This window comes from Streptococcus sp. 11273D007BT (assembly GCF_053547195.1).
The window spans coordinates 63,082-87,027 of sequence record NZ_JBPWPE010000001.1; the positions used below are offsets into that span (position 1 = coordinate 63,082).

21 protein-coding genes, 3 tRNA genes and 1 other annotated feature are annotated in these 23,946 nt (G+C 36.7%); of the genes, 9 read left to right on the forward strand and 15 right to left on the reverse strand.

All coding sequences use genetic code 11. The annotated features are described in order from the left end of the window. Positions 1–95: 95 nt before the first annotated feature. The 7 genes from ACEE75_RS00350 to yfmF all read right to left on the reverse strand — a co-directional run bounded on the left by ACEE75_RS00350 (position 96) and on the right by yfmF (position 6,562). Positions 96–893, reverse strand: a complete 798-nt coding sequence (locus ACEE75_RS00350) for an energy-coupling factor transporter transmembrane component T family protein (RefSeq protein WP_276761342.1) — start codon at positions 891–893, stop codon at positions 96–98. Further along, on the reverse strand, positions 886–1,728 hold the full coding sequence (locus ACEE75_RS00355) for an energy-coupling factor transporter ATPase (protein WP_276761344.1): 843 nt from the start codon (positions 1,726–1,728) through the stop codon (positions 886–888). The genes ACEE75_RS00350 and ACEE75_RS00355 overlap by 8 nt, the downstream gene beginning before the upstream one ends. Further along, positions 1,704–2,543 (reverse strand): energy-coupling factor ABC transporter ATP-binding protein, encoded by an 840-nt coding sequence (locus ACEE75_RS00360; protein ID WP_276761346.1) that lies wholly within the window; start codon positions 2,541–2,543, stop codon positions 1,704–1,706. The genes ACEE75_RS00355 and ACEE75_RS00360 overlap by 25 nt, the downstream gene beginning before the upstream one ends. A 5-nt stretch (positions 2,544–2,548) precedes the next feature. After that, positions 2,549–3,091 (reverse strand): CDP-diacylglycerol--glycerol-3-phosphate 3-phosphatidyltransferase, encoded by a 543-nt coding sequence (gene pgsA, locus ACEE75_RS00365; RefSeq protein WP_276761349.1) that lies wholly within the window; start codon positions 3,089–3,091, stop codon positions 2,549–2,551. A 15-nt stretch (positions 3,092–3,106) separates the two neighbouring features. Next, a complete protein-coding gene (locus ACEE75_RS00370) occupies positions 3,107–3,961 on the reverse strand; it encodes a helix-turn-helix domain-containing protein (protein ID WP_276761351.1) in 855 nt (284 codons plus the stop codon). Between the two features lie 73 nt (positions 3,962–4,034). After that, complete coding sequence (gene yfmH, locus ACEE75_RS00375; RefSeq protein WP_276761353.1) at positions 4,035–5,315, reverse strand: EF-P 5-aminopentanol modification-associated protein YfmH; 1,281 nt, start codon at positions 5,313–5,315, stop codon at positions 4,035–4,037. After that, positions 5,315–6,562, reverse strand: a complete 1,248-nt coding sequence (gene yfmF / locus ACEE75_RS00380; protein WP_276761356.1) for an EF-P 5-aminopentanol modification-associated protein YfmF — start codon at positions 6,560–6,562, stop codon at positions 5,315–5,317. Before yfmF ends, yfmH begins: the two co-directional genes overlap by 1 nt. Before the next feature lie 84 nt (positions 6,563–6,646). On the opposite strand from yfmF, the gene yaaA reads away from it, so the two are divergent. Both yaaA and recF read left to right on the forward strand, forming a co-directional pair. Further along, positions 6,647–7,039: a S4 domain-containing protein YaaA gene (yaaA, locus tag ACEE75_RS00385; RefSeq protein WP_276761359.1), complete on the forward strand. Its 393-nt coding sequence runs from the start codon at positions 6,647–6,649 to the stop codon at positions 7,037–7,039. A gap of 2 nt (positions 7,040–7,041) precedes the next feature. Beyond that, on the forward strand, positions 7,042–8,139 hold the full coding sequence (recF, locus tag ACEE75_RS00390; RefSeq protein WP_276761362.1) for a DNA replication/repair protein RecF: 1,098 nt from the start codon (positions 7,042–7,044) through the stop codon (positions 8,137–8,139). 16 nt (positions 8,140–8,155) lie between these two features. On the opposite strand, the gene ACEE75_RS00395 is transcribed toward recF, so the two are convergent. From ACEE75_RS00395 to trpS, 4 genes are all read right to left on the reverse strand, one after another. Continuing rightward, the gene (locus ACEE75_RS00395) at positions 8,156–9,025 is read right to left on the reverse strand and encodes a GRP family sugar transporter (RefSeq protein ID WP_276761365.1); all 870 of its coding nucleotides are present in this window, start codon (positions 9,023–9,025) and stop codon (positions 8,156–8,158) included. 144 nt (positions 9,026–9,169) lie between these two features. Then, positions 9,170–9,856: a helix-turn-helix domain-containing protein gene (locus tag ACEE75_RS00400; RefSeq protein WP_276761368.1), complete on the reverse strand. Its 687-nt coding sequence runs from the start codon at positions 9,854–9,856 to the stop codon at positions 9,170–9,172. A gap of 88 nt (positions 9,857–9,944) precedes the next feature. Then, positions 9,945–11,426, reverse strand: coding sequence for an IMP dehydrogenase (gene guaB / locus ACEE75_RS00405; protein ID WP_276761371.1), 1,482 nt, complete (start codon positions 11,424–11,426; stop codon positions 9,945–9,947). Positions 11,427–11,540: 114 nt separating this feature from the next. Further along, positions 11,541–12,563 (reverse strand): tryptophan--tRNA ligase, encoded by a 1,023-nt coding sequence (gene trpS, locus ACEE75_RS00410; protein ID WP_276761373.1) that lies wholly within the window; start codon positions 12,561–12,563, stop codon positions 11,541–11,543. A 49-nt stretch (positions 12,564–12,612) separates the two neighbouring features. Next, positions 12,613–12,838, reverse strand: a binding site (T-box leader). Positions 12,839–12,952: 114 nt separating this feature from the next. Between trpS and ACEE75_RS00415 the strand changes: the two genes are divergently transcribed. The 3 genes from ACEE75_RS00415 (at position 12,953) to ACEE75_RS00425 (ending at position 18,133) form a co-directional block, all read left to right on the forward strand. Beyond that, positions 12,953–13,822, forward strand: coding sequence for a YitT family protein (locus ACEE75_RS00415; protein ID WP_276761376.1), 870 nt, complete (start codon positions 12,953–12,955; stop codon positions 13,820–13,822). 73 nt (positions 13,823–13,895) lie between these two features. Beyond that, on the forward strand, positions 13,896–15,515 hold the full coding sequence (locus ACEE75_RS00420; RefSeq protein ID WP_276761379.1) for an ATP-binding cassette domain-containing protein: 1,620 nt from the start codon (positions 13,896–13,898) through the stop codon (positions 15,513–15,515). A 50-nt stretch (positions 15,516–15,565) separates the two neighbouring features. Then, entirely contained in the window at positions 15,566–18,133 is a 2,568-nt protein-coding gene (locus tag ACEE75_RS00425; protein ID WP_276761382.1) for a YfhO family protein, read from the forward strand. Between the two features lie 142 nt (positions 18,134–18,275). Here ACEE75_RS00425 and ACEE75_RS00430 read toward each other — a convergent pair. Both ACEE75_RS00430 and ACEE75_RS00435 read right to left on the reverse strand, forming a co-directional pair. Further along, positions 18,276–18,349 (reverse strand) — tRNA-Asn (locus tag ACEE75_RS00430). Between the two features lie 5 nt (positions 18,350–18,354). Continuing rightward, positions 18,355–18,426 (reverse strand) — tRNA-Glu (locus ACEE75_RS00435). A gap of 307 nt (positions 18,427–18,733) precedes the next feature. Here ACEE75_RS00435 and ACEE75_RS00440 point away from each other — a divergent pair. Next, positions 18,734–18,807 (forward strand) — tRNA-Arg (locus tag ACEE75_RS00440). 11 nt (positions 18,808–18,818) lie between these two features. On the opposite strand, the gene ACEE75_RS00445 is transcribed toward ACEE75_RS00440, so the two are convergent. Then, the gene (locus tag ACEE75_RS00445) at positions 18,819–19,469 is read right to left on the reverse strand and encodes a YoaK family protein (protein WP_449173553.1); all 651 of its coding nucleotides are present in this window, start codon (positions 19,467–19,469) and stop codon (positions 18,819–18,821) included. A gap of 52 nt (positions 19,470–19,521) precedes the next feature. Next, the gene (gene rlmH / locus ACEE75_RS00450) at positions 19,522–20,001 is read right to left on the reverse strand and encodes a 23S rRNA (pseudouridine(1915)-N(3))-methyltransferase RlmH (protein ID WP_276761386.1); all 480 of its coding nucleotides are present in this window, start codon (positions 19,999–20,001) and stop codon (positions 19,522–19,524) included. 204 nt (positions 20,002–20,205) lie between these two features. On the opposite strand from rlmH, the gene ACEE75_RS00455 reads away from it, so the two are divergent. The 3 genes from ACEE75_RS00455 (at position 20,206) to dnaA (ending at position 23,897) form a co-directional block, all read left to right on the forward strand. Continuing rightward, on the forward strand, positions 20,206–21,438 hold the full coding sequence (locus ACEE75_RS00455) for a S1C family serine protease (RefSeq protein ID WP_276761388.1): 1,233 nt from the start codon (positions 20,206–20,208) through the stop codon (positions 21,436–21,438). Positions 21,439–21,580: 142 nt separating this feature from the next. Then, positions 21,581–22,345 carry a ParB/RepB/Spo0J family partition protein gene (locus ACEE75_RS00460; RefSeq protein ID WP_276761391.1) on the forward strand — a complete coding sequence of 255 codons (765 nt, stop codon included), beginning with the start codon at positions 21,581–21,583 and terminating at the stop codon, positions 22,343–22,345. A 199-nt stretch (positions 22,346–22,544) separates the two neighbouring features. Continuing rightward, positions 22,545–23,897, forward strand: coding sequence for a chromosomal replication initiator protein DnaA (gene dnaA, locus ACEE75_RS00465; RefSeq protein WP_276761393.1), 1,353 nt, complete (start codon positions 22,545–22,547; stop codon positions 23,895–23,897). The last annotated feature ends 49 nt before the right edge of the window (positions 23,898–23,946 follow it).

Consider the following 23,946-nt stretch of genomic DNA (forward strand, 5'->3'; position numbering starts at 1 on the left):
ATATCCTTTCTTTATTACTTTAGTTTTGTGCTTTAGTTAAAAATGTTACAACTGTATTGAAGACAGATAAAAAACCGTCTTTAAACAAGACGGTTTTAAGGTGATTTAAGAAAGAACAAAAGAATTCCCAAACCAATCAAAATCATTAAGCTTATACTGTCTTTCCCTTGCCACTTCAGTTGACGAAACTTACTACGACCATCTCCACCTTGATAACCTCGTGCTTCCATTGCTGTTGCTAAAGCATCAGCTCTTTTAAAAGACGAAGCAAATAAAGGGATTAAAATAGGAATAACAGACTTTACCCTCTCTATCAAGTTACCTTCACCAAAATCAACCCCTCTTGCCCGCTGAGCATTCATAATTCTTGTCGTATCATCCATAAGAGTCGGCACAAAGCGTAAACTCAATGACAACATCAAGCCTATTTCATGTACTGGCACTTTAAACCGCTCTAATGGCTTTAAAAGAGATTCTACTGCATCAGCTAAGCTCAATGGCATGGTTGTTAAGGTTAATAAGGTTGAAAAGAAAATAATCAAAACAAACCGCATAAAAATCAAGCCAGCCTGACTTAGACTATAATCTGTAATTCTAAGAAAAGCAAAGGACCAAATAACAGCTCCACCTTGAGTAAATAACATCTGAAAGATAGTCGTAAACAAAATCAAGCCTATCATGGGCTTTAAACCGCCAATAAAGAAGCGAAAAGGAATTTGAGAAAGTAAAACAACAAATAAAGTAAAAACAAGCATAATAACATTTGTGATGATATTATTAGCCCAAAATATTATACCAATAAAAATAAACATGGCTAGAAGTTTAGTCCTAGGGTCTAGACGATGAATAAAAGACTGGCCTGGAATATAACGTCCTAAGATCAATTTATCCATGTCCCACCTCCTTAATAAACTCTTCTAACGTAATTGGTAAACGCTCAAATTGACACCCCTTAAGCGCCAATTTTTGAGCAAATTTAGTGATTTTAGGGACACCAAGTTGTTTTTCTTCTAATAACGTCACATCTTGAAAAACTTGCTGAGGAGAACCTGATAAAATGACACGTCCCTTCTCTAAAACATATACTTCATCAGCATAGTCTGCAACATCATCCATTAAATGTGTTACCAAGACCAAGGTCATCCCTGATTGATGTAACTCTTTAAATAAAGACATCAACTCCAAACGTCCACTTGGATCTAAACCTGCAGTTGGCTCATCCAAAACCAAGACACTAGGTTCCATGGCTAGAATACCTGCAATCGCAACACGTCTCATTTGTCCACCTGATAAATCAAATGGATTTTTATCAAACAAGGATTCTGGAATACCTACCAAGTTCAATTTTTCACGCGCTATCTGCTCTGCTTGTTCTTTTGATACCCCAAAATTTTGTGGACCAAACGCCACATCTTTTAAAACTGTTTCTTCAAAAACTTGACTCTCAGGAAATTGAAAAACAAGACCAACTTCCTTTCTCAATGATTTGATGGCCTTATTTTTAGAAGTCGGTGTAATAGTACGTTCATTGACTATCACAGATCCCTTTGTTGGGATAAGTAGGCCGTTTAGAAGTTGCATAATGGTTGATTTTCCACTTCCAGTATGGCCGATAAAAGCAGTAAAACTCCCATCCTTAATTGCAAGGTTAATATCAAAAAGAGCAGGACCTTCAAATGGGGTACCCTGCTGGTAAGTATAACTCACATTTTGGAGATAAATTCCCATAAACTCTGTTCCAATTCTTCTTCTGTTTGATAAGCCTCTGGTTTAAACCCAGAAAACTGTTGTTCAAGCGCTAAACTCAATTTTACCGTAAAGGGAAGGTCTAACCCTAAATCTAACAACTCTTCGCCTTTTGAAAAAAGCTCCCTAGGCGTGCTAGAAAAAGCTACTTGACCTTTTTTCATCACCAAAACTCGATCGCTAAGAGCCACCTCATCTAAATCATGCGTAATAGAAATAACGGTTACACCTGACGATTGATGAATAGACTTAATAGTCTCAATCAATTCTAAGCGGCCCTTAGGATCTAACATACTGGTTGCTTCGTCTAAGATAATAATATCTGGTTGCATAGCAACAACTCCTGCTATAGCAACACGTTGTTTTTGTCCACCAGATAGGCGTGCTGGTTCTCGTGTTCTAAACTCTGTCATTCCAACCAATTCCAAAGCTTGATTGACACGCTGGCGCATCTCCTCATAAGCCACACCTTGATTTTCCAATCCAAATGCAATGTCATCCTCAACAGTAGCCCCTACAAATTGATTGTCTGGATTTTGAAAAACCATACCAATTCTACGACGTAAATCCCAAACATTATTTTCCGTCAATTCTTGTCCCATGATCTTGATGACCCCTGATTCAGCAGGGAGCAGACCATCAATTAATCGAACCGTTGTGGACTTGCCACTCCCGTTGTGGCCAATAATTGACAACCATTCTCCTTTTTCAACTGAAAATGTTACACCATCTAGTGTATAGTGGTCTTGATGGCTATCATATTTAAATTTTAGGTTTTCAACTTCTATACTTTTCATAAGCGTTATTTAAAGGTGTCTTTGAAAAGGAAACTTGCTCCTTTAAAGTAATCATAACCTGAATAAAGAGTAAAAAATAAAGAAATATAGAGCATAATTTGTCCAAGCAAGTTAAAATGACAAAACAGTAAAATCACCGCCAGCATTTGTGTCGCAGTTTTTATCTTACCTGGCATAGCAGCCGCTAGTACCTCACCACCAGTTTCAACCAACAACAGTCGCAAACCTGTAACAGCCAATTCTCGACAAATGATCAAAGCTGCAACCCATGCTGGAGCCATACCAAGACCAACCAACATGATAAATGCGCTCATCACCAACATCTTATCCGCCAATGGATCTGCAAATTTTCCAAAATTGGTCACGACCTTCCATTTCCGTGCCAAATAACCATCTAAATAGTCTGTTAAAGAGGCCACAGCAAATAAAACAGCTGCTACGACATGCCAAAATAAACTATTAGGTAAAGAACTCACTATCAAAAAAATAGGAATCATAATAATCCTAATAAGAGTCAATAAGTTAGGAATGTTTTCTTTTTTTATCATCTTAATAACTTTCTTTTATTCAATATTTAAGGTAATGTAACTAGCATCAGTTGCTGACAAACTGGATAAATCTACAGCTTGGCCACCAATTTTTACAGAGACACCATCGGCAGATCCTAAACTAATGACAGCATTTGAAACACCGTCTTGAAGCGTTACGGTGTGAGAAGGATACCCCTCCCCTAAAATAATACCAGCTTCATCAATATCTGCATTAGTGACGCTAAACCATGCTTCTGAAGCACCGTCAAGACTGACCTCGATTGTTATAGGTTGGGACATATTTTTCGCTGTCACTGTTAGAGTCTCTCCCCCTCCTTCAACACTCAAAGTAGGAGTCGGGGACTCTGTACTCGAGCTAGTCTGCTGCGAAGAAGTCCCTGAAGTCACAACTTGAGAACTGCTAAACGATGAACTAGATTCAGATGAGTCAATCGACGTCACTTGTTGCAAAATCATATAGAGAACAAATACCAAAATCAACGATGCAATAGTCCCTAAGATAATAAGAGGATAGTACGACAGATTCTGGTCCTTACTTCCTGTCCGACTGCTTCTTTCCTTAAAACGTCGCTCTGTCTGTTTTGTAGCTTCAGCCAAGGTGAGAGCTGTCTCATCGCCTAACATTAAGGATGAACGCTCTGCTTGATATTCTCGCTCAATCTGCATCAAGTAATCAAAATCTAGATTTAATATCTCAGCATAACGACTTAAAGCTTGCTCTTCCTCATCTTTTGGGAGAGCTTCAAAATTATTTAGCTCCATCGCTAATAAATAAGCTTGAGGCACTCTTGTCTTTTTATAAATATCCTCAAGTGTTAAACCTTGTTTAACTCGTGTTTCACGTAAAACATCACCTATACGCTTCACTACCTTTTTCCTCTTTATCTATACGTTTATGTAGAGAATATTATAACAAATTTTTACAAGTTTTTCTGACTTATTATTTAGGAAAAATAACAAAATCTGATGTATCTATATTATCAATAAAGGCTCGACAATAACTCATAAACGTCCGATAATCTAATTCTTCTAGAATATTTGGAACGTCAAAATAATTTTGCTGATGAGATAAATACGTCATAAATTGATTGACTGTATTTTCAGTATAATTTAAGTCTCTTAAAAATTCGCCATATATCTCTTTTCTTACAATATCAAAATGTTCTGGATTAACATCTGGATCCGATGCAAACTGACGTACTGCTTGTCGAATGCGATTAGACATCACAATAGGTTCCTGCGTATCCATCGTCACCACAACAAACTGATAATCTTTTCCAATTTCTACCTCAAAGTCAAAGGAATGATCCACTTTCCCTCCCTCATAAAGAGATTGATAGCGTGTAGAAGTCATACCAAACAACAAGGCAAACAAAATCCTTATTGACAAACGGTAAGTGATCATATAATTAGAATCAATAACTGTACGACATCTAAACCCTACAGCTAATTTTGCTTGAACAATATCCATGTCAAATGACGAAGATGAGACAACAGGATAGTACTCGATTTCTGGGCGTGATGGCGCCTTCTTCTTTCTAATTTTCAGACTCTCCTGTTTTTCGTTGACAGATTTGTAAACTTCCTTGACATCGAAATTTCCTACCACGACTAAACTTAAATTAGAGGGATGATAATACTTGGTATAAAAAGATTCCAAGACCTCCTTATTGATAGCCTTAATGCTATCCACACTTCCTGCAATATCCTCGGATAAAGCTGTGCGGGGATAAAGATTTTTTAAAATCCCTAAATAAAGACGATAATCAACATCATCTTGATACATTTCAATCTCTTGCGTGATAATACCTTGCTCTCTAACAATAGACTCCTCATCAAAATAGGGGATCTGAACAAAATCTTGGAGCAAATCTAAACAAGCTAATAAGTTTTGACTGGTCGAAAAATAATAGCTTGTCCGATCAAAAGTTGTAAAAGCATTAACATCGGCACCAAGATTTGTAAAATCCTGTAAGACATCACGCCCTCCTGGCATTTCAAATAATTTATGCTCTAGAAAGTGAGCAACACCTTCTGGAAAGGGGACTTTTGTTCCTGTCAACTTTGTGTCAAGAGAACCACTAAAACTTGTCAACATCGCATAGGATTCATGGTAGTCTTTTCGTGGTATCAAATATAAAGATAACCCATTTTTTAACTGTTTGTGATAGACAGTTTCCTCTAACTCTGGATAAGTATAAGTTTCTAACCCCCTTGTCATTACTGTCCCTCCAAAATATAAAGAGCTTGTAATTTTAATTGCTGTGCAACTCTCATCATATCTTTCTTACCAACTGTATTTATTTTTTGAAGCCACTCTTCTAACTCTAGAGCCTGCTCACCATAAATTTCCTTATTATATCTAAGTTCCATCAAACTATCTTGATAATCTTCTGTGATACGCGCTTGGTTAACCAACATCTTTTTAGTTTGCTCAATCTCACGCTTTGAAAATTTTCCTAAACGAATAGAGCTTAATTGTTGATTAATCAAGCGTAATGTCCGTTGACGGTTTTCTCTGTCTATTCCTGCATAAATTTTTAAATATTGCGTTGACACATCATATTGACTAGCGATTGTATAAGCTAAGCCTGCTTTTTCTCTAACATTAGTAAATAACTTAGAGTGAGCATATCCTCCTAAAAGACCGTTTACTAATAATAAAGCAAAATAATCATCGGATCCATATGTTACCGGTAGATGATAGGCTAGATTGAGAATGGTTTGATGTGTGTCTCGACGCTCTATTTTTTCTCGTGTGATATTAGTAAACTGATGTTCGACTGAAAATTGAGGCCTACTTTTTCTATCTTCTAGAGGAAAATGATTCACTTTTTGAATTACACGATAATCCTCCACCTCACCCAATACAAAAATATCAATTCTGTCTTGTTGTAACATGCGTTGAAATTCTTGAAAAACAGTATAACTGTCTTCTTTTTTTATCAATTCTGGGTTTCCATATTTAGAATACTTAAAAACAGTATCACCAAAATAAAGTGCCCTTACGGCAAGATCTGAAGCATAATAAGGATCTTCTAAATCAGCCTCTAAACTATTTATCAAGTTTTGTTTTTCAATATCAAATTGCTTAGGTTTGTATTGAGCAACCGATACCAAAGGATGAAATAAGGCTGCTTCAAGAAACGAGAGAACGTTGTCTAATATACTATCTCCTGACATCAAAAAAGATTCCCTGACAAAGCTAATATTAATATCTACCATATGGCTGAGACCTCTAGTAGAGATGGAAGTCGAAAAACTAGCCCCATAAAGTCGAGCTAATTCTTGTCTAAAAGCCTGCTGTGTACTATAAATAGAATTGACAGACTCCAACATTTGAGCAACCAGAGCTCGACGTGCCAAAGTCGCTTCATCTCTTTGCCCTGTAAATCTGACTTTTATATGATTTGTCTTAAATTTATGACTCTTTATAAAGTGTAAATAAACACCTTCTGCTATTTTCATTTTTCTTCCTTTTATCCAGAGTTATTGTCTTTCATTATACCATTTTTATGCTATAATGACTTAGATTTAGAAAGAGGTATCGTTATGCAATATAAATTATTCAATGAATTTATTACTCTACAAGCACTTCTCAAAGAACTTAGCATTATTCCAAGTGGAGGGGCTATAAAGGCTTTCTTATCAGAAAATGATGTTTATTTTAATGGGGCTTTAGAAACACGCCGTGGTAAAAAATTACGCCTAAACGATTGTATTACTATTCCTGAGTTGGAGATTGAAATCCTCCTAATTGAACCTAGTCTTGAAGAAAAAGCTAAACATCAAGAAGAATTGGATGAAAAAGCACGCGTCGCTGCCTTGGTGAAAAAGCTCAATCAAGAAAATAAAAAGAAATCAATTAAGAAAAAAACAACACCATCTCGAAAAAATCCAACCCAAACTCAACAGAAAAAACCTATACGCTTTCCTGGAATATAATTATGTGGATTTCATCAATCACTCTAAACAACTTTCGTAACTATAACCATTGTCAAACAGACTTCTCACCTGACCTAAATATTTTTCTCGGAAAAAATGCCCAAGGAAAAACCAACATACTTGAAGCCATTTACTTTTTATCCTTAACACGTAGCCATCGAACAAGGCAAGATAAAGAGCTTATTCACTTTCAAGAAAAACAACTGACAGTCTCTGGGACCGTAGCCAAGCAATCTGGGGAGATTCCGCTAGAAGTTACCCTAACGCAAAAAGGGCGAGTGACTAAAGTCAACCACTTAAAACAAAGTAAATTGTCTGATTACATCGGAAATATGACGGTTGTTCTTTTTGCTCCTGAAGATCTGCAACTAATAAAAGGTTCGCCTGCCTTAAGAAGAAAATTTATGGATATTGATTTAGGACAAATCAAACCACTATATCTATCAGATTTAGCCCAATATAACCATGTTCTCAAACAAAGAAATAGTTATTTAAAATCAGTTGACAACGTTGACAAGGACTTTCTTGCAGTACTTGATCAACAATTATCCTACTATGGAAGCCGTGTCATGAAACACCGACTAGAGTTTATCACGACTATTCAGCATTATGCTCGAGAACATCAATACTCCTTATCAAGCCAAACTGAGAATCTAAAAATAAATTACCTCCCCTCTTTTACATTCTCAGACACTGATCAGCTAGAAAATTTATTCTTACAAGCTTTGCAGAAACAACATCAACGAGATATTTTCAAAAAAAATACCTCAATCGGACCTCATCGAGATGATATCGATTTTTTTATTAATGACATCAATGCCAGTTTCTGTAGTCAAGGTCAACATCGTAGCCTTATTTTATCACTCAAAATGGCTGAAATTGATATTATAAAAGAAGGAACAGGAGAGTCGCCCATTCTTTTACTTGACGATGTTATGAGTGAGCTTGACAACACTCGTCAATTAAAACTTCTTGAAAACATCCAAAAAAACGTTCAAACCTTTGTCACAACAACAAGTTTAGAACATTTACACCATTTACCAAGTAACTTAAAAATCTTTACAGTAACAAAAGGGAAATTGACAGAAAAAAAAGCTTGAAACCTCAAGCTTTTTTTTATTGTGCTTTGACAACACCCAGTAAGACAGCTCCGACAACAAAGCAAAGGATACCTATAATCGTCCATTTGACTTCTTTTTTTGTTTTTGTCTCACCTAAAAATAAAATACCACCTATGATTGAAATAATCATTCCTAACTGTGAAAAACTAAAAGCAATTGCTAATCCTGCTGTTTTTGCTGCAAGTAACATAAAAATATTCCCAATTCCCCACAGAATTCCTACAAAAGAATTTTTTAAAACAACTGGTGCAAAACTAATTTGAAAACGCATCAACAACATTGCACCAAGGACCATCCCAATTGACATTGGAAAAACAACTGATAAGGCATCAAATTTCATAATATTGTTAAATAAAATAGCATAAGAAAGGTAGCCAATCGTTGAATAAGTCAGAGCCCTGATGCCTTTTGAAAACTCTGTCAACTGACCTTCTGTTTGACTAATTTCCTCATCGCGTTTACTCGAAAAATAAATACCTGATAGTAAAAAAGCTAGCGCAATAAAACCTAAAACAAATTGTATCGGACGGGTCCACTCCCCAAAAATAAAAACGCCAATGAGGCTTCCAAATAATAATTGAGCTCCACTTGATAATGGGTTAGCAACAGACACGCCTATGTATTTCATTGCATGAAATTGTCCATTTTGTCCCAAAGACCACAGCATTCCTCCCAACATCCCAAATAAAAGTAGTGTCCAGTCTATTGTCGGACGGACAACAACAAACACGATACTAGCAAAAATTAAAGCTCCTAGTGTCATCCCAAATGTCTGCTGGTTAGCTGTTCCCCCAATTTTATTACTTGCAAAACCAATACTTCCCCAAGCTAACATCGGTATTAGGGCGTATAAAATCCCCTCCATCTATTTTTCTCCCTTCATTATTAGTAGCTGTAATAGTTTATCTTATTTTAATTTTTTTGGCAAGTCTCATCAAATGACTACTCAAAAATAAAGAGATGAATTGTCCAACTTGCCCATTTAAACAAATCATCTCTTTTTTATCTCTTAATCCAATAAATCTTCTAAAATGACTCCAAATTTTTCAGCATTTGAAAGATCACCTTGAGCCAAAAATCCATTTAAAGCTTTGACCACCCACTTGGCTATTCCCAGTTGATCTGATAACTCCGAATAATTGAGGCTTTCAAGAATTTCAAGCAGTAAAACTTCATCAAGAAGCTCAAAAAAAGTTGACAATAAAGCGCCATCCACCTTATGTTGAGAAAAATAAGTGACTAGAAAAGCTTGGTCATCATCAGCCAATAAAAGGTGTAAGCTGAGTTTAGAGAGGAATAATTTTGCTAGTATTTTTAAAATCCTCTCATCAGCGTCACTTTCAGAAAAACATTCATGTAAAGTAAGAAGCTGCATCAAATCTTTCTTCTCATATGCTGTTTGCAGGTCCAACAAATCCTGATTAACTGACTCCTCATCTTTTCTATCTTCATCTGAGCTCTTACTAGCATCAAACAATAAAATAGTACCTTTCCCCACTGAACGTTGCTCAAAATCAGTCAAACTCAAATCCATAGCTGCTAAAGCAGCAATAAACTTGTCAATAGCTAATTGAGTTTCCCCATTTTCAAAACGCGAAAGTGTAGATTTTGATAAATCAGCACCCTTAGCCACCTGTGTTAACGAATAACCTTTTAGTTCTCTAAGAACTTTAAATTCTTGTCCATAATTTGTCATATCTCTATTTTATCAATTGAGTTCCGAAAACGCAACTTTGTTTACAAAAAAAAACTGTTACAGATCTTTCTCTGTAACAGTTTCTCTCTTAGTGTAAGGAATAGTTTGGAGCTTCGTTGGTAATTTGTACATCATGTGGATGACTTTCAATCAGACCTGCCCCACTCATCTCAACAAACTGAGCATGTTCATGAAGAGCAGAAAGATTAGCAGCACCTGTGTAACCCATACCTGAGCGAATACCTCCAATCAACTGGAAGACAATATCAGATACCGCACCTTTATAAGCAACACGCCCTTCAATACCTTCTGGAACAAGTTTATTGGCTTCATTCACCGCACCTTGGAAATAACGATCGCTTGAGCCTTTTTTCATAGCTGCAATAGAGCCCATTCCACGATAAGACTTGTATTTACGACCTTGGAAAATCTCTGTTTCACCTGGTGCTTCATCTGTACCAGCAAACATTGAACCTAACATAACGGCATTTCCACCAGCTGCCAAAGCTTTAACAATATCTCCTGAATATTTAATCCCACCATCAGCAATGATCGTTTTCCCATATTCACGCGCAACTGCTGCCGCATCATAGATAGCCGTCACTTGAGGAACACCGACACCAGCCACGACACGTGTTGTACAAATTGAGCCAGGACCAATCCCTACTTTAACCACGTCAACACCCGCTTCATAGAGGGCACGAGCACCCTCAGCAGTTGCAATATTCCCAGCAATCAGAGTTTTATCTGGGAAGGTAGCACGAATCTCAGCGATTTTACGGAGAACACCCGCAGAGTGACCGTGTGCTGTATCAATGACAATAGCATCGGCACCTGCATTAAAGAGGGCCTCTGCACGATCAAATGTGTCAGATGTCACGCCTACGGCAGCCGCCACCAAGAGACGACCAAATTCATCTTTAGCCGCATTTGGAAATTCGATAACTTTTTCAATATCTTTGATTGTAATCAAACCTGAAAGACGACCATTATCATCCACTAAAGGTAGTTTTTCAATACGGTGTTGGTGCAAGATTCGCTCTGCTGTCGCAAGATCTGTCCCAACAGGTGCTGTCACTAGATTTTCACTGGTCATATGCTCTGAAATCAAACTATTGTAGTCTGAGATAAAGCGCATGTCACGGTTTGTGATGATACCTACCAATTTACGATTATCCATTGTCTCAACAATGGGAACACCACTAATACGGTAACGCTCCATCAATTCTTCAGCTTCAGATACTTTACTATTCGGCGTTAAGAAGAATGGATCAATAATGACACCATTTTCTGAACGCTTAACTTTACGAACTTCTTCAGCTTGGTCTGCAATGGACATATTTTTATGGATAACTCCAAGCCCACCTGCACGCGCAATGGCAATTGCCATCTTACTGTCTGTAACAGTATCCATAGCTGCTGTAATAATCGGAATATTCAGTGTCAAATTTGGAGCTAGTTTTGTTGACATGTCAACTTCATTTGGAAGAACATGACTTTCAGCCGGAATAAGTAATACATCATCAAAGGTGTAACCTTTTTTCAAAAATTTAGTGTCCCAATTTGACATTAAAAAATCCTCTTTTCTTTAGTTTGGCGTTTAACACCTATTTTTTATTGTTACTATGATAACACTCTAACACGATTTGTCAATCATTATTACTATATCAGCTCAGAAATCATTTTAAAAATAGTTAATCCCCATAGCAGCTTTAACTTCTGAAAGTGTTTGACCAGCAACTTCACGCGCTGCTTCACTTCCTTTTTCAAGCATACGGTAAACCTCGCCCATATCTTTAGCAAATTCTAAACGGCGTTCACGAATAGGGGCTAACTCACGTTCCATAATCTCTAAAAGATAACGCTTGGTTTTCACATCACCTAAACCACCTCTTTGATAGTGCTCCTTCATAGCAGCGATCTCATCTTGGTCTTCTACTCTTCCAAAAACATCTAAGTAATGAAAGACCATATTCCCCTCAATCTTACCTGGATCTTCTACTCTGATATGATCTGGGTCAGTGTACATGCTCATCACTTTTTTTCTTACTGTATCCGCATCGTCAGCAAGATAAATACCATTATTCAAAGATTTAGACATCTTAGCATTTCCATCCAAACCAGGTAAGCGACCTGCGGCTTCATTTTCAGGAAAAATTCCTTCTGGCTCCACTAAGACATCTGTTTGATAAGTATGATTAAAACTACGCACAATCTCACGCGTTTGCTCAATCATAGGTTTTTGGTCTGTCCCTACAGGCACAAAATTTGCTTTAAAAGCTGTAATATCTGCTGCTTGAGAAATGGGATAAACTAAAAATCCTGTGGGAATTGATTCACCAAAACCTTTTTGAGCAATTTCTGTCTTAACCGTTGGGTTGCGCTCTAGACGCGCTAAAGATACCAAATTCATATAATACATCGTTAGCTCTGCCAACTCTGGAATCTGGCTTTGAATAAAAATAGTCACTTTATCTGGATCAAGACCTGCCGCAAGATAATCAAGTGCAACATTACCAATTGACTCAATGACCTTGTCTGGTGTTTTAGCGTAGTCTGTGAGGGCTTGTTGGTCAGCGAGAAAAACAAACATATCGTATTTGTCTTGATTTTGTAGCAAAACACGGTTTTTCAAAGAGCCAACATAGTGGCCAATGTGTAACTTTCCTGTTGGTCGATCACCTGTTAAGATAGTGGGTTTCGTCATTTTTTCTCCTTTTCATTTATAACACAAAAAATCCCCACACAAAAAATTGTGTGAGGGCGTTATTTCTTGATAACACGGTACCACCTCAGTTAGTAGCTCAACTACCATCTCTATTCCTCAAAAAAAGGATTGCACGATAAGGGGTGCCTACCTGAAGATTATGGTTTCTCTTCATCTTTTTTACCAGTCCATTTCAGAACAACCAAACTACTGGCTCACAACAACCGCCAGCTCTCTGAAAGCTGATTAAACCTACTTTTCTGATTAAAATTCATTCTACGCTATTTACAGATTTTTGTCAAATATCTCTCCATTTTATTTCTAACTTGACCGCAATAGCTTCATGCTTCATAATAGTTTTGTTAAAAATGTTTGATAGGAGAAACAATATGCCTAAACTAAAAGATCTAAGTCTTGTCACGATAGGTTGTCTAATAGCCGCTACTGGACTAAATACTATGCTAATGGATAACAATATTGTATCAGGTGGAATCGGTGGGCTCGCCATTAGTATGAATAAACTATTTGGGTGGAATCCTGGTAATTTTGCACTCCTAGCTAATATCCCCTTACTGATCCTTTGTTATATTTTTTTAGGACGCACTACTTTATTAAAAACACTTTATGGTGCTTGGATTTACCCTATTTTCATTAAATTAACAGAAAAGTTACCAACTCTTACGCATCAGCCCCTTCTTGCTGCCTTATTTGGTGGAGTTATATTAGGCGTGGGATTGGGACTGGTTTTTTTAGGAAATTCCTCTACAGGAGGTACAGCTATTCCTACTCAAATCATCCATAAATATAGCCCCTTATCATTAGGAGTGGTGATGACGATTGTTGATGGTTTGGTGGTTGCAACCGGTCTAGTTGCCTTTGATATAGATACTGTTCTGTATTCTATTCTCTCCCTTTTAACAATTAGTTATGTGGTTGATGTTGTTACCTCTGGATTCCAATCTTCTAAAAATGTCATGATTGTCTCTCAACAACACCAGAAAATCAAAAACCATATTACGACCGACCTTGATCGAGGCGTAACGGAAATTCCCATTTTAGGAGGCTATACAGGACAAGAGAGACTCATGCTCATGACAACTATCTCTAGTCTTGAATTTCCAAAACTACAAAAAGAAATTCTTAAACTTGATGAGACTGCTTTTATTATCGTTGTCCCTGCAACACAGGTCATGGGACGCGGATTTAGCCTCACTAAACAACACCAACTCAAGGAAGATGACCTTATCCCTCCTATGTAAAACCCCAATAGCTTGAAAAAGGGGCTTTTTTCCTGTAAAATGAGAGTGACTATATATAAATGAGGTATTCACATTGCTTACAGTATCAGACGTATCGCTACGTTTTAGCGACCGTAAACTTTTTGATGATGTCAACATCAAATTTACAGCAGGAAACACCTATGGCCTTATTGGTGCTAACGGTGCAGGGAAGTCAACTTTTCTTAAAATTTTAGCAGGTGATATTGAACCCACAACTGGTCATGTCTCACTTGGACCTAACGAGCGCTTATCTGTCTTACGTCAAAATCACTTTGACTATGAGGATGAACGTGCTATTGATGTCGTTATTATGGGAAATGATGAGCTTTACAGAGTCATGAAGGAAAAAGACGACATTTACATGAAACCTGATTTCTCTGAAGAAGATGGTGTTCGTGCAGCTGAATTAGAAGGAATTTTTGCTGAACTCGGTGGCTGGGAGGCAGAAAGCGAAGCTGCGCAGCTTTTACAAAATCTAAACATCTCCGAAGATCTCCACTACCAAAATATGAGTGAGTTAACAAACGGAGATAAGGTTAAAGTCCTTTTAGCTAAAGCACTTTTTGGTAAACCTGATGTTCTCTTGCTTGATGAGCCTACTAACGGTCTTGATATTCAGTCTATCAATTGGTTAGAAGATTTCTTAATCGACTTTGAAAATACCGTTATCGTTGTTTCACACGACCGTCATTTCCTCAACAAAGTTTGTACCCATATGGCTGACCTTGATTTTGGAAAAATTAAAATCTTTGTCGGAAACTATGATTTCTGGAAACAATCTAGCGAGCTTGCAGCAAAACTTCAAGCAGACCGAAATGCAAAAGCAGAAGAAAAGATCAAAGAGTTACAAGAATTTGTTGCACGTTTCTCTGCTAATGCTTCTAAATCTAAACAAGCAACTTCTCGTAAAAAAATGTTGGATAAAATTGAATTAGAAGAAATTATTCCTTCTAGCCGTAAATATCCTTTTATTAACTTTAAAGCAGAACGCGAGATGGGAAATGACCTCCTCACTGTTGAAAATCTAAAAGTCACTATCGATGGAGAAGTCATCTTAGATAATATTAGCTTCATCCTACGCCCAGGAGACAAGACTGCCCTTATTGGACAAAACGATATCCAAACCACAGCTCTTATTCGTGCGCTTATGGGGGATATCGAATATGAAGGAACCATCAAATGGGGCGTCACCACTAGCCAATCATACCTACCTAAAGATAATAGTCGAGACTTTGCAAGCGGGGAGTCTATTCTGGACTGGCTGCGTCAATTTGCAAGTAAAGAAGAAGACGACAACACTTTCCTTCGTGGCTTCTTGGGTCGTATGCTCTTTTCTGGTGATGAGGTTAACAAGTCTGTCAACGTCTTGTCAGGAGGAGAAAAAGTGCGCGTGATGTTATCAAAACTCATGCTTCTAAAATCAAATGTACTTGTGCTTGATGATCCGACCAACCACTTAGATTTGGAATCTATTTCAAGTCTTAACGACGGTCTAAAAGCCTTCAAAGAGTCAATTATCTTTGCCAGTCATGACCATGAATTCATTCAAACCCTAGCTAATCATATCATTGTTATTTCAAAAAATGGCGTGATTGACCGTATTGATGAAACCTATGATGAATTCTTAGAAAATGCTGAAGTTCAGGCGAAAGTTCAGGAACTTTGGAAATAAAAAGCGTCCAACGCTTTTTATTTTTACACTGATAACCATAAGGAGACCACATGACTTTTTTTACAAAGTACCGTAATATCATTTTCTATTTAATGAGTTTTCTTTTTCCAAGCCTCATTATGTTTGCAGTCCTCTTATCTTTTGATATCACCTGGGGAAGTGAGACAACTATATTAGCTAGTGATGGTTTTCATCAATATGTCATCTTTGACACTGCTCTTAGAGATATTTTACATGGAAAAGATAGTCTATTTTACAGTTTTACAAGTGGACTAGGATTAAATTTTTATGCTCTCATGAGTTATTATTTGGGGAGCTTCTTTTCTCCCTTGACCTATTTTTTTGATAAATCCTCAATGCCTGACGCTGTTTATCTCTTTACTCTTCTAAAATTTGGGCTCATTGGACTCTCTAGTTACTTTAGTTTACACAAAGTTTACAATAAACTAGAACGATCGTTTACTCTAGTTCTCTCTACGTCCCTTGCTTTAATGAGCTTTTTAACCAGTCAGCTCGAACTGAACAAGTGGTTGGATGTCTTTATTCTGATTCCGCTTATTCTACTAGGATTACATCGTCTGATTAACAAGGAAGGAACCTTACTTTACTACGCTGCTTTGACCATACTGTTTATCCAAAATTACTATTTTGGATTTATGACAGCTCTATTTTTGCTCCTATGCTTCTTTGTGCAGTCCTCTTGGGATTTCAAACATCGTATCAAGAGATTCTTAGATTTCTCTATTGTTTCCATCTTGTCAACCTTGTCAAGTATGGTTATGCTACTTCCTACTTATCTTGATTTAAAAACCCACGGGGAAACCTTTGATACCTTTACAAACTGGCTTTCTGAAGATGCTTGGTGGCTAGATATTTTTGCTAAAAATATGGTTGGTGCTTACGATACCACTCAATTCCATGCTCTACCTATGATAGCGGTCGGTCTTCTTCCACTGACTCTCAGTCTGATTTTCTTTTTCCTTCCATCTATTAAATGGTCTGTCAAATTATCCTATGGAATATTACTGATTATTCTTATTGCCAGCTTTTACTTAGAGCCTCTTGATCTCTTTTGGCAAGGAATGCACGCACCAAATATGTTCCTTCACCGCTATGCTTGGGTTTTCTCTTTTATTTTGATTTACATGTCCGCAGAAACCTTGTCAAGAACAGGTCAATGGACACTGAAACTGATAACCCCTAGTTTTTTATTTTTAGCGATAGGATTTGGACTTACCTTCTTTTATTCAGACCACTATCCATTTCTAACATCTGTCAACTTTATGCTAACAGGTAGCCTCCTATTGGCCTACTTTATCATTTTATTTAGTCTAATTAAAAATTACATTGACAGTCAGTGGTTTAAATTATTTCTCTCTTTCTTCATGATTTTAGAAGTCAGTTTAAATAGTTTCTATTACGTCAAAGGTTTATCAACTGAATGGAACTTTCCCTCTAGAGAAGGCTATACTAAAAACCTCACCGCCATTGACAGTCTTGTCAACTTTGCAAATAAAAACACATCAACCTTCTTTAGGATGGAACGACTTTTACCACAAACAGGAAATGATAGTATGAAATTTGCTTATAATGGCATTTCTCAATTTTCGTCTATTCGTAATCGCGCCTCAAGTAGCCAACTAGATCGCTTAGGTTTTCGATCAGATGGAACTAATTTAAATTTACGCTATCAAAATAACACGCTTATTGCTGACAGTCTCTTTGGTATTAAGTATAATCTATCTCAAGCAAATCCAGATAAATATGGCTTTGAGCAAGTCAAAACAGTCGATGAGATGAGTCTTTATGAAAATCGTTTTTCAACACAGCTTGCCATCTTGACCAACAGCGTATATAAAGATATCGATTTCACTGTTAATACCTTAGATAATCAAACCAATCTCCTTAATAATCTAACGGGACTAAACTACAATTATTTTACACGTCTATCCTATTCACCAATCAGTCAAAATACACAACTTGGACAAAAAGTAACTGTTAAGGAGGTTAATGGAAAAACCCAAATAACCTATCTCCTTACTACACCTCAAAATAGCCAAATATATGTTAGCATGCCTAATATCACTTTTGAAAATGATGATCAAAATAATGTCCAAATCACTATTAATCATAAAACGACTAATATGGTCACTGACAATGCCTACTCATTTTTTAATATTGGCTATAACAAAGAAGCACAAACATTAGCTGTCACCTTCCAATTTTCAGGAAATAAGGAGGTAAGTTTTAATCCTCCAAACTTCTATGCTTTAAATTTAGACTATTATACCGAAGCTATCGAAAAACTATCTACAGCACCTGTTTCAGTACAAGAAAAAGGCAATCAAGTTGTCATCAAGTATGATAGTAATAAAGACACCTCGTTATTTTTAACTCTTCCTTATGACAAAGGGTGGAAGGCCTATCAAAATAATAAGGAGATCCCTATTAGAAAAGCACAAAAAGGATTTATGGCAGTGGATATCACTAAAGGTAAAGGAGAGGTAACATTAATTTTTATTCCAGATGGTTTGGATATCGGACTACTGTGCTCACTAGCTGGACTTAGCCTTTACTTAAGCTATACTTACTTTTATAGACCAATACGAAAAGTTTAACTCCTTTTATTGCGAAAAAAAACTCGGACATCATCTTTAAGTAATGATGTCCGAGTTTGTCTTATAACAGCCTCTTTAGTAGCAAGAATAAGCGGTTATTCTCATGAAAAAAACCTTGATCACAAGGTTTGATGTCTTATCACTCCGGCAGCAGGACTCGAACCTGCGACATCATGATTAACAGTCATGCGCTACTACCAGCTGAGCTATGCCGGAAATTATAGTCCGTACGGGATTCGAACCCGTGTTACCGCCGTGAAAAGGCGGTGTCTTAACCCCTTGACCAACGGACCAGAGATTTAACCTCTAATATAAAATCTATTATACCATAACATTTGCTTTTGTCTAGTCCTATTTGCATTTTCTTGTCACATGCATTTTTTCAATTTATTTTCATAGTTTTTATATTTAGTCATGAGTAATTCCTCAAATTTAGACTAATTATAGCATAAATTTTTGCTAAAAAACTGTATAAAATATGAAAATGTGTTTTCTAAAAACCGTATTTTCTTCATGCGTTTATCGTGGCTTTTTCTTTCTATTTAATTTTTTATTGACAACAACTTACTATTTTTGATAGAATAGAGAGGTTAATAGAGTGGTTCCATAGCTCAGCTGGATAGAGCATTCGCCTTCTAAGCGAACGGTCGCAGGTTCGAATCCTGCTGGAATCAAAAAAACCTCATCAATTTTGATGGGGTTTTTCTGTTGCCAGTAACCAGTTGATTAACACTAATGGTAAAATAACCAAATACAGGGCATACTCTTGCCAATAATCACTAGTCACCTTGGCTAAAAAAACACCAATCATAAAACTAAACAAAATCCAGACAGTATATAATGATTTCTTTAACAATTGATGGTCTTTTTCTGCAAGGGCTTTTGTTAACATCCAGGCAACATTTTTCATATTCCCTGTCATCATAACATTAGCATAAGCCACTCCCCTAATTTTTTTAAAAGTATCAAGCTGAATGGAGGCAAAAAACGCCAAGCCTGCCAGAGTAACATTCGAAGAAACAATAGGACTGATAAAGGCAATCAATATCATCAAAATCAATAGAAAAAAACTCCCTAAAAAATGCCAATGATATCCCTTTTTTTGTGCCCAACGTCTTCCAAAATACACAAAAGATTGTCCTAAAATAAAAAATAAAATAGGTAAGATATAACTAAAACTTTCAGCGTACTTTCCTTCAGCTAAACGAATCATCATATAAATTAAATTCCCCGTTTGCACTCCCGCAAATCTTCCTTCTTGCGTTGCAAAAGTGAAACTATTAATAAAACCGCTAATAAATGTGACTAGGGTCGCAACCCTTATCCCTTCAAACATTCGATGCTTACTAGTCGAATTCATACTATTTCCTTTTGTTTAATATTTGCAACTACTTATGATAAGGGCTACCCTGTTGAATCATAAAGGAACGATAAATTTGTTCAATTAATACTAACTTCATCAATTGATGAGGAAGGGTCATCCGCCCAAAGCTCACTTGCAAATGAGCACAATCCTTCACTCTTTGATCCAATCCTAAACTTCCCCCTATAATAAAAGTTAACGTAGAATACCCTTGAACTGTCGCAGCTAACAACTTTTGACTCAACTCTTTTGAATCGAGCTCTTTTCCTTCAATAGCTAAAACAATAATATAATCTCGTTCTCCAATTTTATCTAAAATACGGGTACCCTCTTTACTTAATATCTGTTGCTTTTCTGCATCGGAAGCTGTATCTGATATTTTTTCATCTGGTAGCTCAATCTGCTCTAGTTTTGTGAAGCGGCTCAAACGTTTGGCATACTCCGCTATTCCCAATTTTAAATATTTTTCTTTTAAACGTCCTACTGTAATAAGTTTTACTTTCATACGATGTATTGTAACATATCCACATTAACTTTAACAGGTTATCCACAAAAAAAATTGGAATCATTTCTCATAAACCTTGATATTTCTTTGTTTTTTTGAGATAATCTTTCTTATCCACAACTTGTGGATAACTTTTTATGAACAATTTAAGTTTCCCTTAAGTTTTAGGGCGTATGCTTACTAAAAAATAGTGGAGGATATCTCATGAAATGGAACCCCTTAAAAAAAGGACAAGGAAAATTTTTACTCAGTTTAGTTGCTGCTGGTGGATGTGGCGCATTCTTAGCGGTAGCTATTTTAAATGGTACACAATCTAGTAGTCTTGCTAATCAAGTCACAACTAGTAAGGTGACCTATAATACTGAAACCTCTACAACCGAAGCTGTAAAAAAGGTACAGAATGCTGTCGTCTCAGTAATTAGCTATCAAACGAATACCAACATGAGTGAACTTGACTCTCTATACAGTCAAATTTTTGGACAGGAAAGCTCCAAATCTAATAGTGATCAACAAGAAGCAGATATTTCAAGCGAGGGATCTGGGGTCATTTATAAAAAATCAGGCAATGAAGCCTATATTGTAACCAATAACCATGTTATTAGCGGAGCTGAAAAAATCGAAATCATGCTGTCTGACGGTAGCAAGGTAGTGGGCCAATTAGTCGGAGCTGACACCTACTCAGATCTAGCAGTTGTCAAAATCAGCTCAGATAAGGTCACTAGTACTGCAGAGTTTGCTGACTCTGATAAACTGAATGTTGGAGAACCAGCTATTGCCATTGGTAGTCCTCTAGGAAGTGAGTATGCCAACTCTGTTACCGAAGGGATTGTTTCTAGTCTAAGCCGTACTGTTACTTCTCAAAATGAAGACGGAGAAACGATTTCAACCAATGCCATTCAAACAGATGCTGCTATCAACCCTGGTAATTCAGGTGGCCCTCTCATCAATATTAAGGGACAAGTCATTGGGATAAACTCTAGTAAAATCTCGGCGAGCGGTTCCCTAACAGATAGTGTTTCTGTAGAAGGGATGGGCTTTGCTATTCCTTCTAACGATGTCGTCTCTATTATTAATCAACTGGAGCAAAATGGTAGTGTAGAGCGTCCAGCTTTAGGAATTACCATGTTAGATCTCAGTCAACTATCAACAACTTATCTTGAAAAATTATCTCTTCCAGGAGAGATTACTACTGGTGTTGTAGTGGTTAATACTCAAGACAATATGCCTGCTAGTGGGAAATTAGAAGCAAATGATGTTATTGTTTCTATTGACGGGGAAGAAGTCACTAGTATAAGTGATCTTCAAAGTATTCTATATAAGCATAATATTGGTGATGGACTAGAGATTACCTACTATAGAGGACAGGAGAAAAAGACAACCAAAATTCAACTGGAAAAATCAACAAAAGATCTACAAACAACCAACAGCAGTAACTAATCATTAGACCGATACATTTTAACAATAGTCTATTGCCTAACAAGCACAGACTATATGGACCTGGAGTGGTTTACCTTATTTAAACAATAGGCTAAACCACTCTATTTTTGCGGATATAAATGACTATAAGGAGAACTTAAACATGGAAGAATTTCAGTCTATTCTGATAACAGATATTCTCCCAAATCCCTATCAACCAAGAAGAGACTTTGATGCTATTGAGCTTGAGGAACTTGCTGACTCAATCAAAGAAAATGGTATTATCCAGCCAATAATTGTTAGAAAATCTGAAATTTATGGATTTGAATTAATTGCTGGAGAACGTCGATTACGAGCTTCTGCATTAGCCGGCTTAACTCACATCCCAGCCGTCGTCAAAAATATTACAGACCAAGAAAGTCAGCGACAGGCTATTGTGGAAAATTTGCAACGATCTAACTTGAATCCGATTGAAGAAGCTAAGGCATATCTGCAACTAAAAAATTCAGGTTTATCACATGACGACATTGCCAAACAGATGGGCAAATCGCGTCCTTATATTTCAAATAGCCTTCGTTTAATGAAGCTCCCCCCAGCTATCCAAAAGGCATTGGAAAATAAAAGCATTAGCCCTGGACATGCACGTCTTCTCATTAAACTTGACCCTAAACAACAGGCTGAGCTATTTGAACAAATCCAAAAACAAGGGTGGAGTGTCAGAGAATTAGAAAAACAGCTAAAAAAACAAAAAAATGCTACTCCCAAAAATCAAAATACTGACCCACATCTCAATCACTGGGAAGAAGAATTAAAAAAAGAACTTGGACTAACCGTACAGATTAAAGCACAAAGCAATCAGAAGGGGAAAATTATATTAGCCTACCATAACTTAGAAGAATTCAACAGAATTATTAACAAGTTAAAATAACTTGTGCGTAAGAAAAAACAAAAGACAGACTTATACACAGGTATTCGTTCAAAAGTTTACTGCAATAGCAAGGTTTTTACGTTATCCACATCTTGTGGATAACTTTTTTAAACACTGTGGATTTTATTGAAATACTTGTGGAAAACTATCTAGCTTTATGATACAATAAGTTATCAACAATTCTTCACAGGAGTTTACTATGACAGAAAATGAACGCATTTTTTGGAATAGGGTTCTTGAATTAGCCGAAAGCAGATTAACACGTGGTGCTTTTGAGTACTATTTAACAGATATTAATCTTCATAGTATTGAAGATCAAATAGCCATTATTGTCATTCCAGATAGTGATAGGAGGCTCTTCCTTGAAAAAAATCTAAGTGACATTATATTAACGGCTGGTTTTGAAGTTTTCGATTTAAAAATCACTGACCACTATGTCCTAAAAAATGAACTTCCAGAAACAAAAAAAGATGAGGTGCCTCCCTCTGCAAATCTTGCTAAACCAGCCGTAGCTGATGTCGAATCTAATCTCAAAAGCCAATACACTTTTGATAATTTTATTCGAGGAAAAGGAAATGAATGGGCTTTAAGTGCCTCCATCGCAGTCGCACAAGATCCAGGTGGAACCTACAATCCACTATTTATCTATGGTGGACCTGGGTTAGGAAAAACCCATCTACTAAATGCTATTGGGAACACGATCTTAGAAAATAATCCCAACACACGCTTAAAATACATCACTGCTGAGGACTTTTTGAATGAATTCACAAGACATATGCGACAAAATGAGGGAAAAGGCTTCCAAGAAAAATTTCGAACATTAGACCTTTTACTCATCGATGATATCCAATTCCTGGCAAGGCGCAATCTCTCAGGAACCCAAGAGGAATTCTTCCATACTTTTGATGCTCTACATAAAGCCAACAAGCAGATTGTTCTAACCAGTGATCGTACACCTGATGAACTAAAAGACTTACAAGATCGTATCATCACGCGCTTTAGTTGGGGGTTAACTATTGATATTACCCCTCCAGATTTTGAAACAAGGGTTGCCATTTTAATTGATAAAGTTAAAGAATACCCTTACGAATTCCCAATTGAGACGATTAAATATTTAGCGACACAATTTCACTCCAATGTCCGAGAATTGGAAGGCGCGCTCAAAGATATTAATTTAGTTGCAAATGTGAAACAGTTGGATCTAATCTCCATTGATACCGTTTCAGAAGCGATTCGAGCTCGAAAAAATGATCGAGCTCAGACCAGCTCCATATCTATCGAAACTATTCAAGAAGAAGTCGGAAAATTTTATAGCGTTACCGTCCGTGAAATCAAAGCAACTAAGCGAAATCAAGATATCGTTTTAGCTAGACAAGTAGCTATGTTTTTAGCTCGAGAACTAACAGATAGTAGCCTTCCCAAGATCGGTAAAGCTTTCGGAGGAAGAGACCATTCTACAGTTCTTCATGCTTATAATAAAATCAAAAACATGATTGAAAAAGATGATGGTCTGCGTTTAGAAATTGAAAATTTGCAAAATAAAATTCTCTGATGTGGACAGTTATTCACACTTATCCACAACCTGTGCACAACTTCTAAGC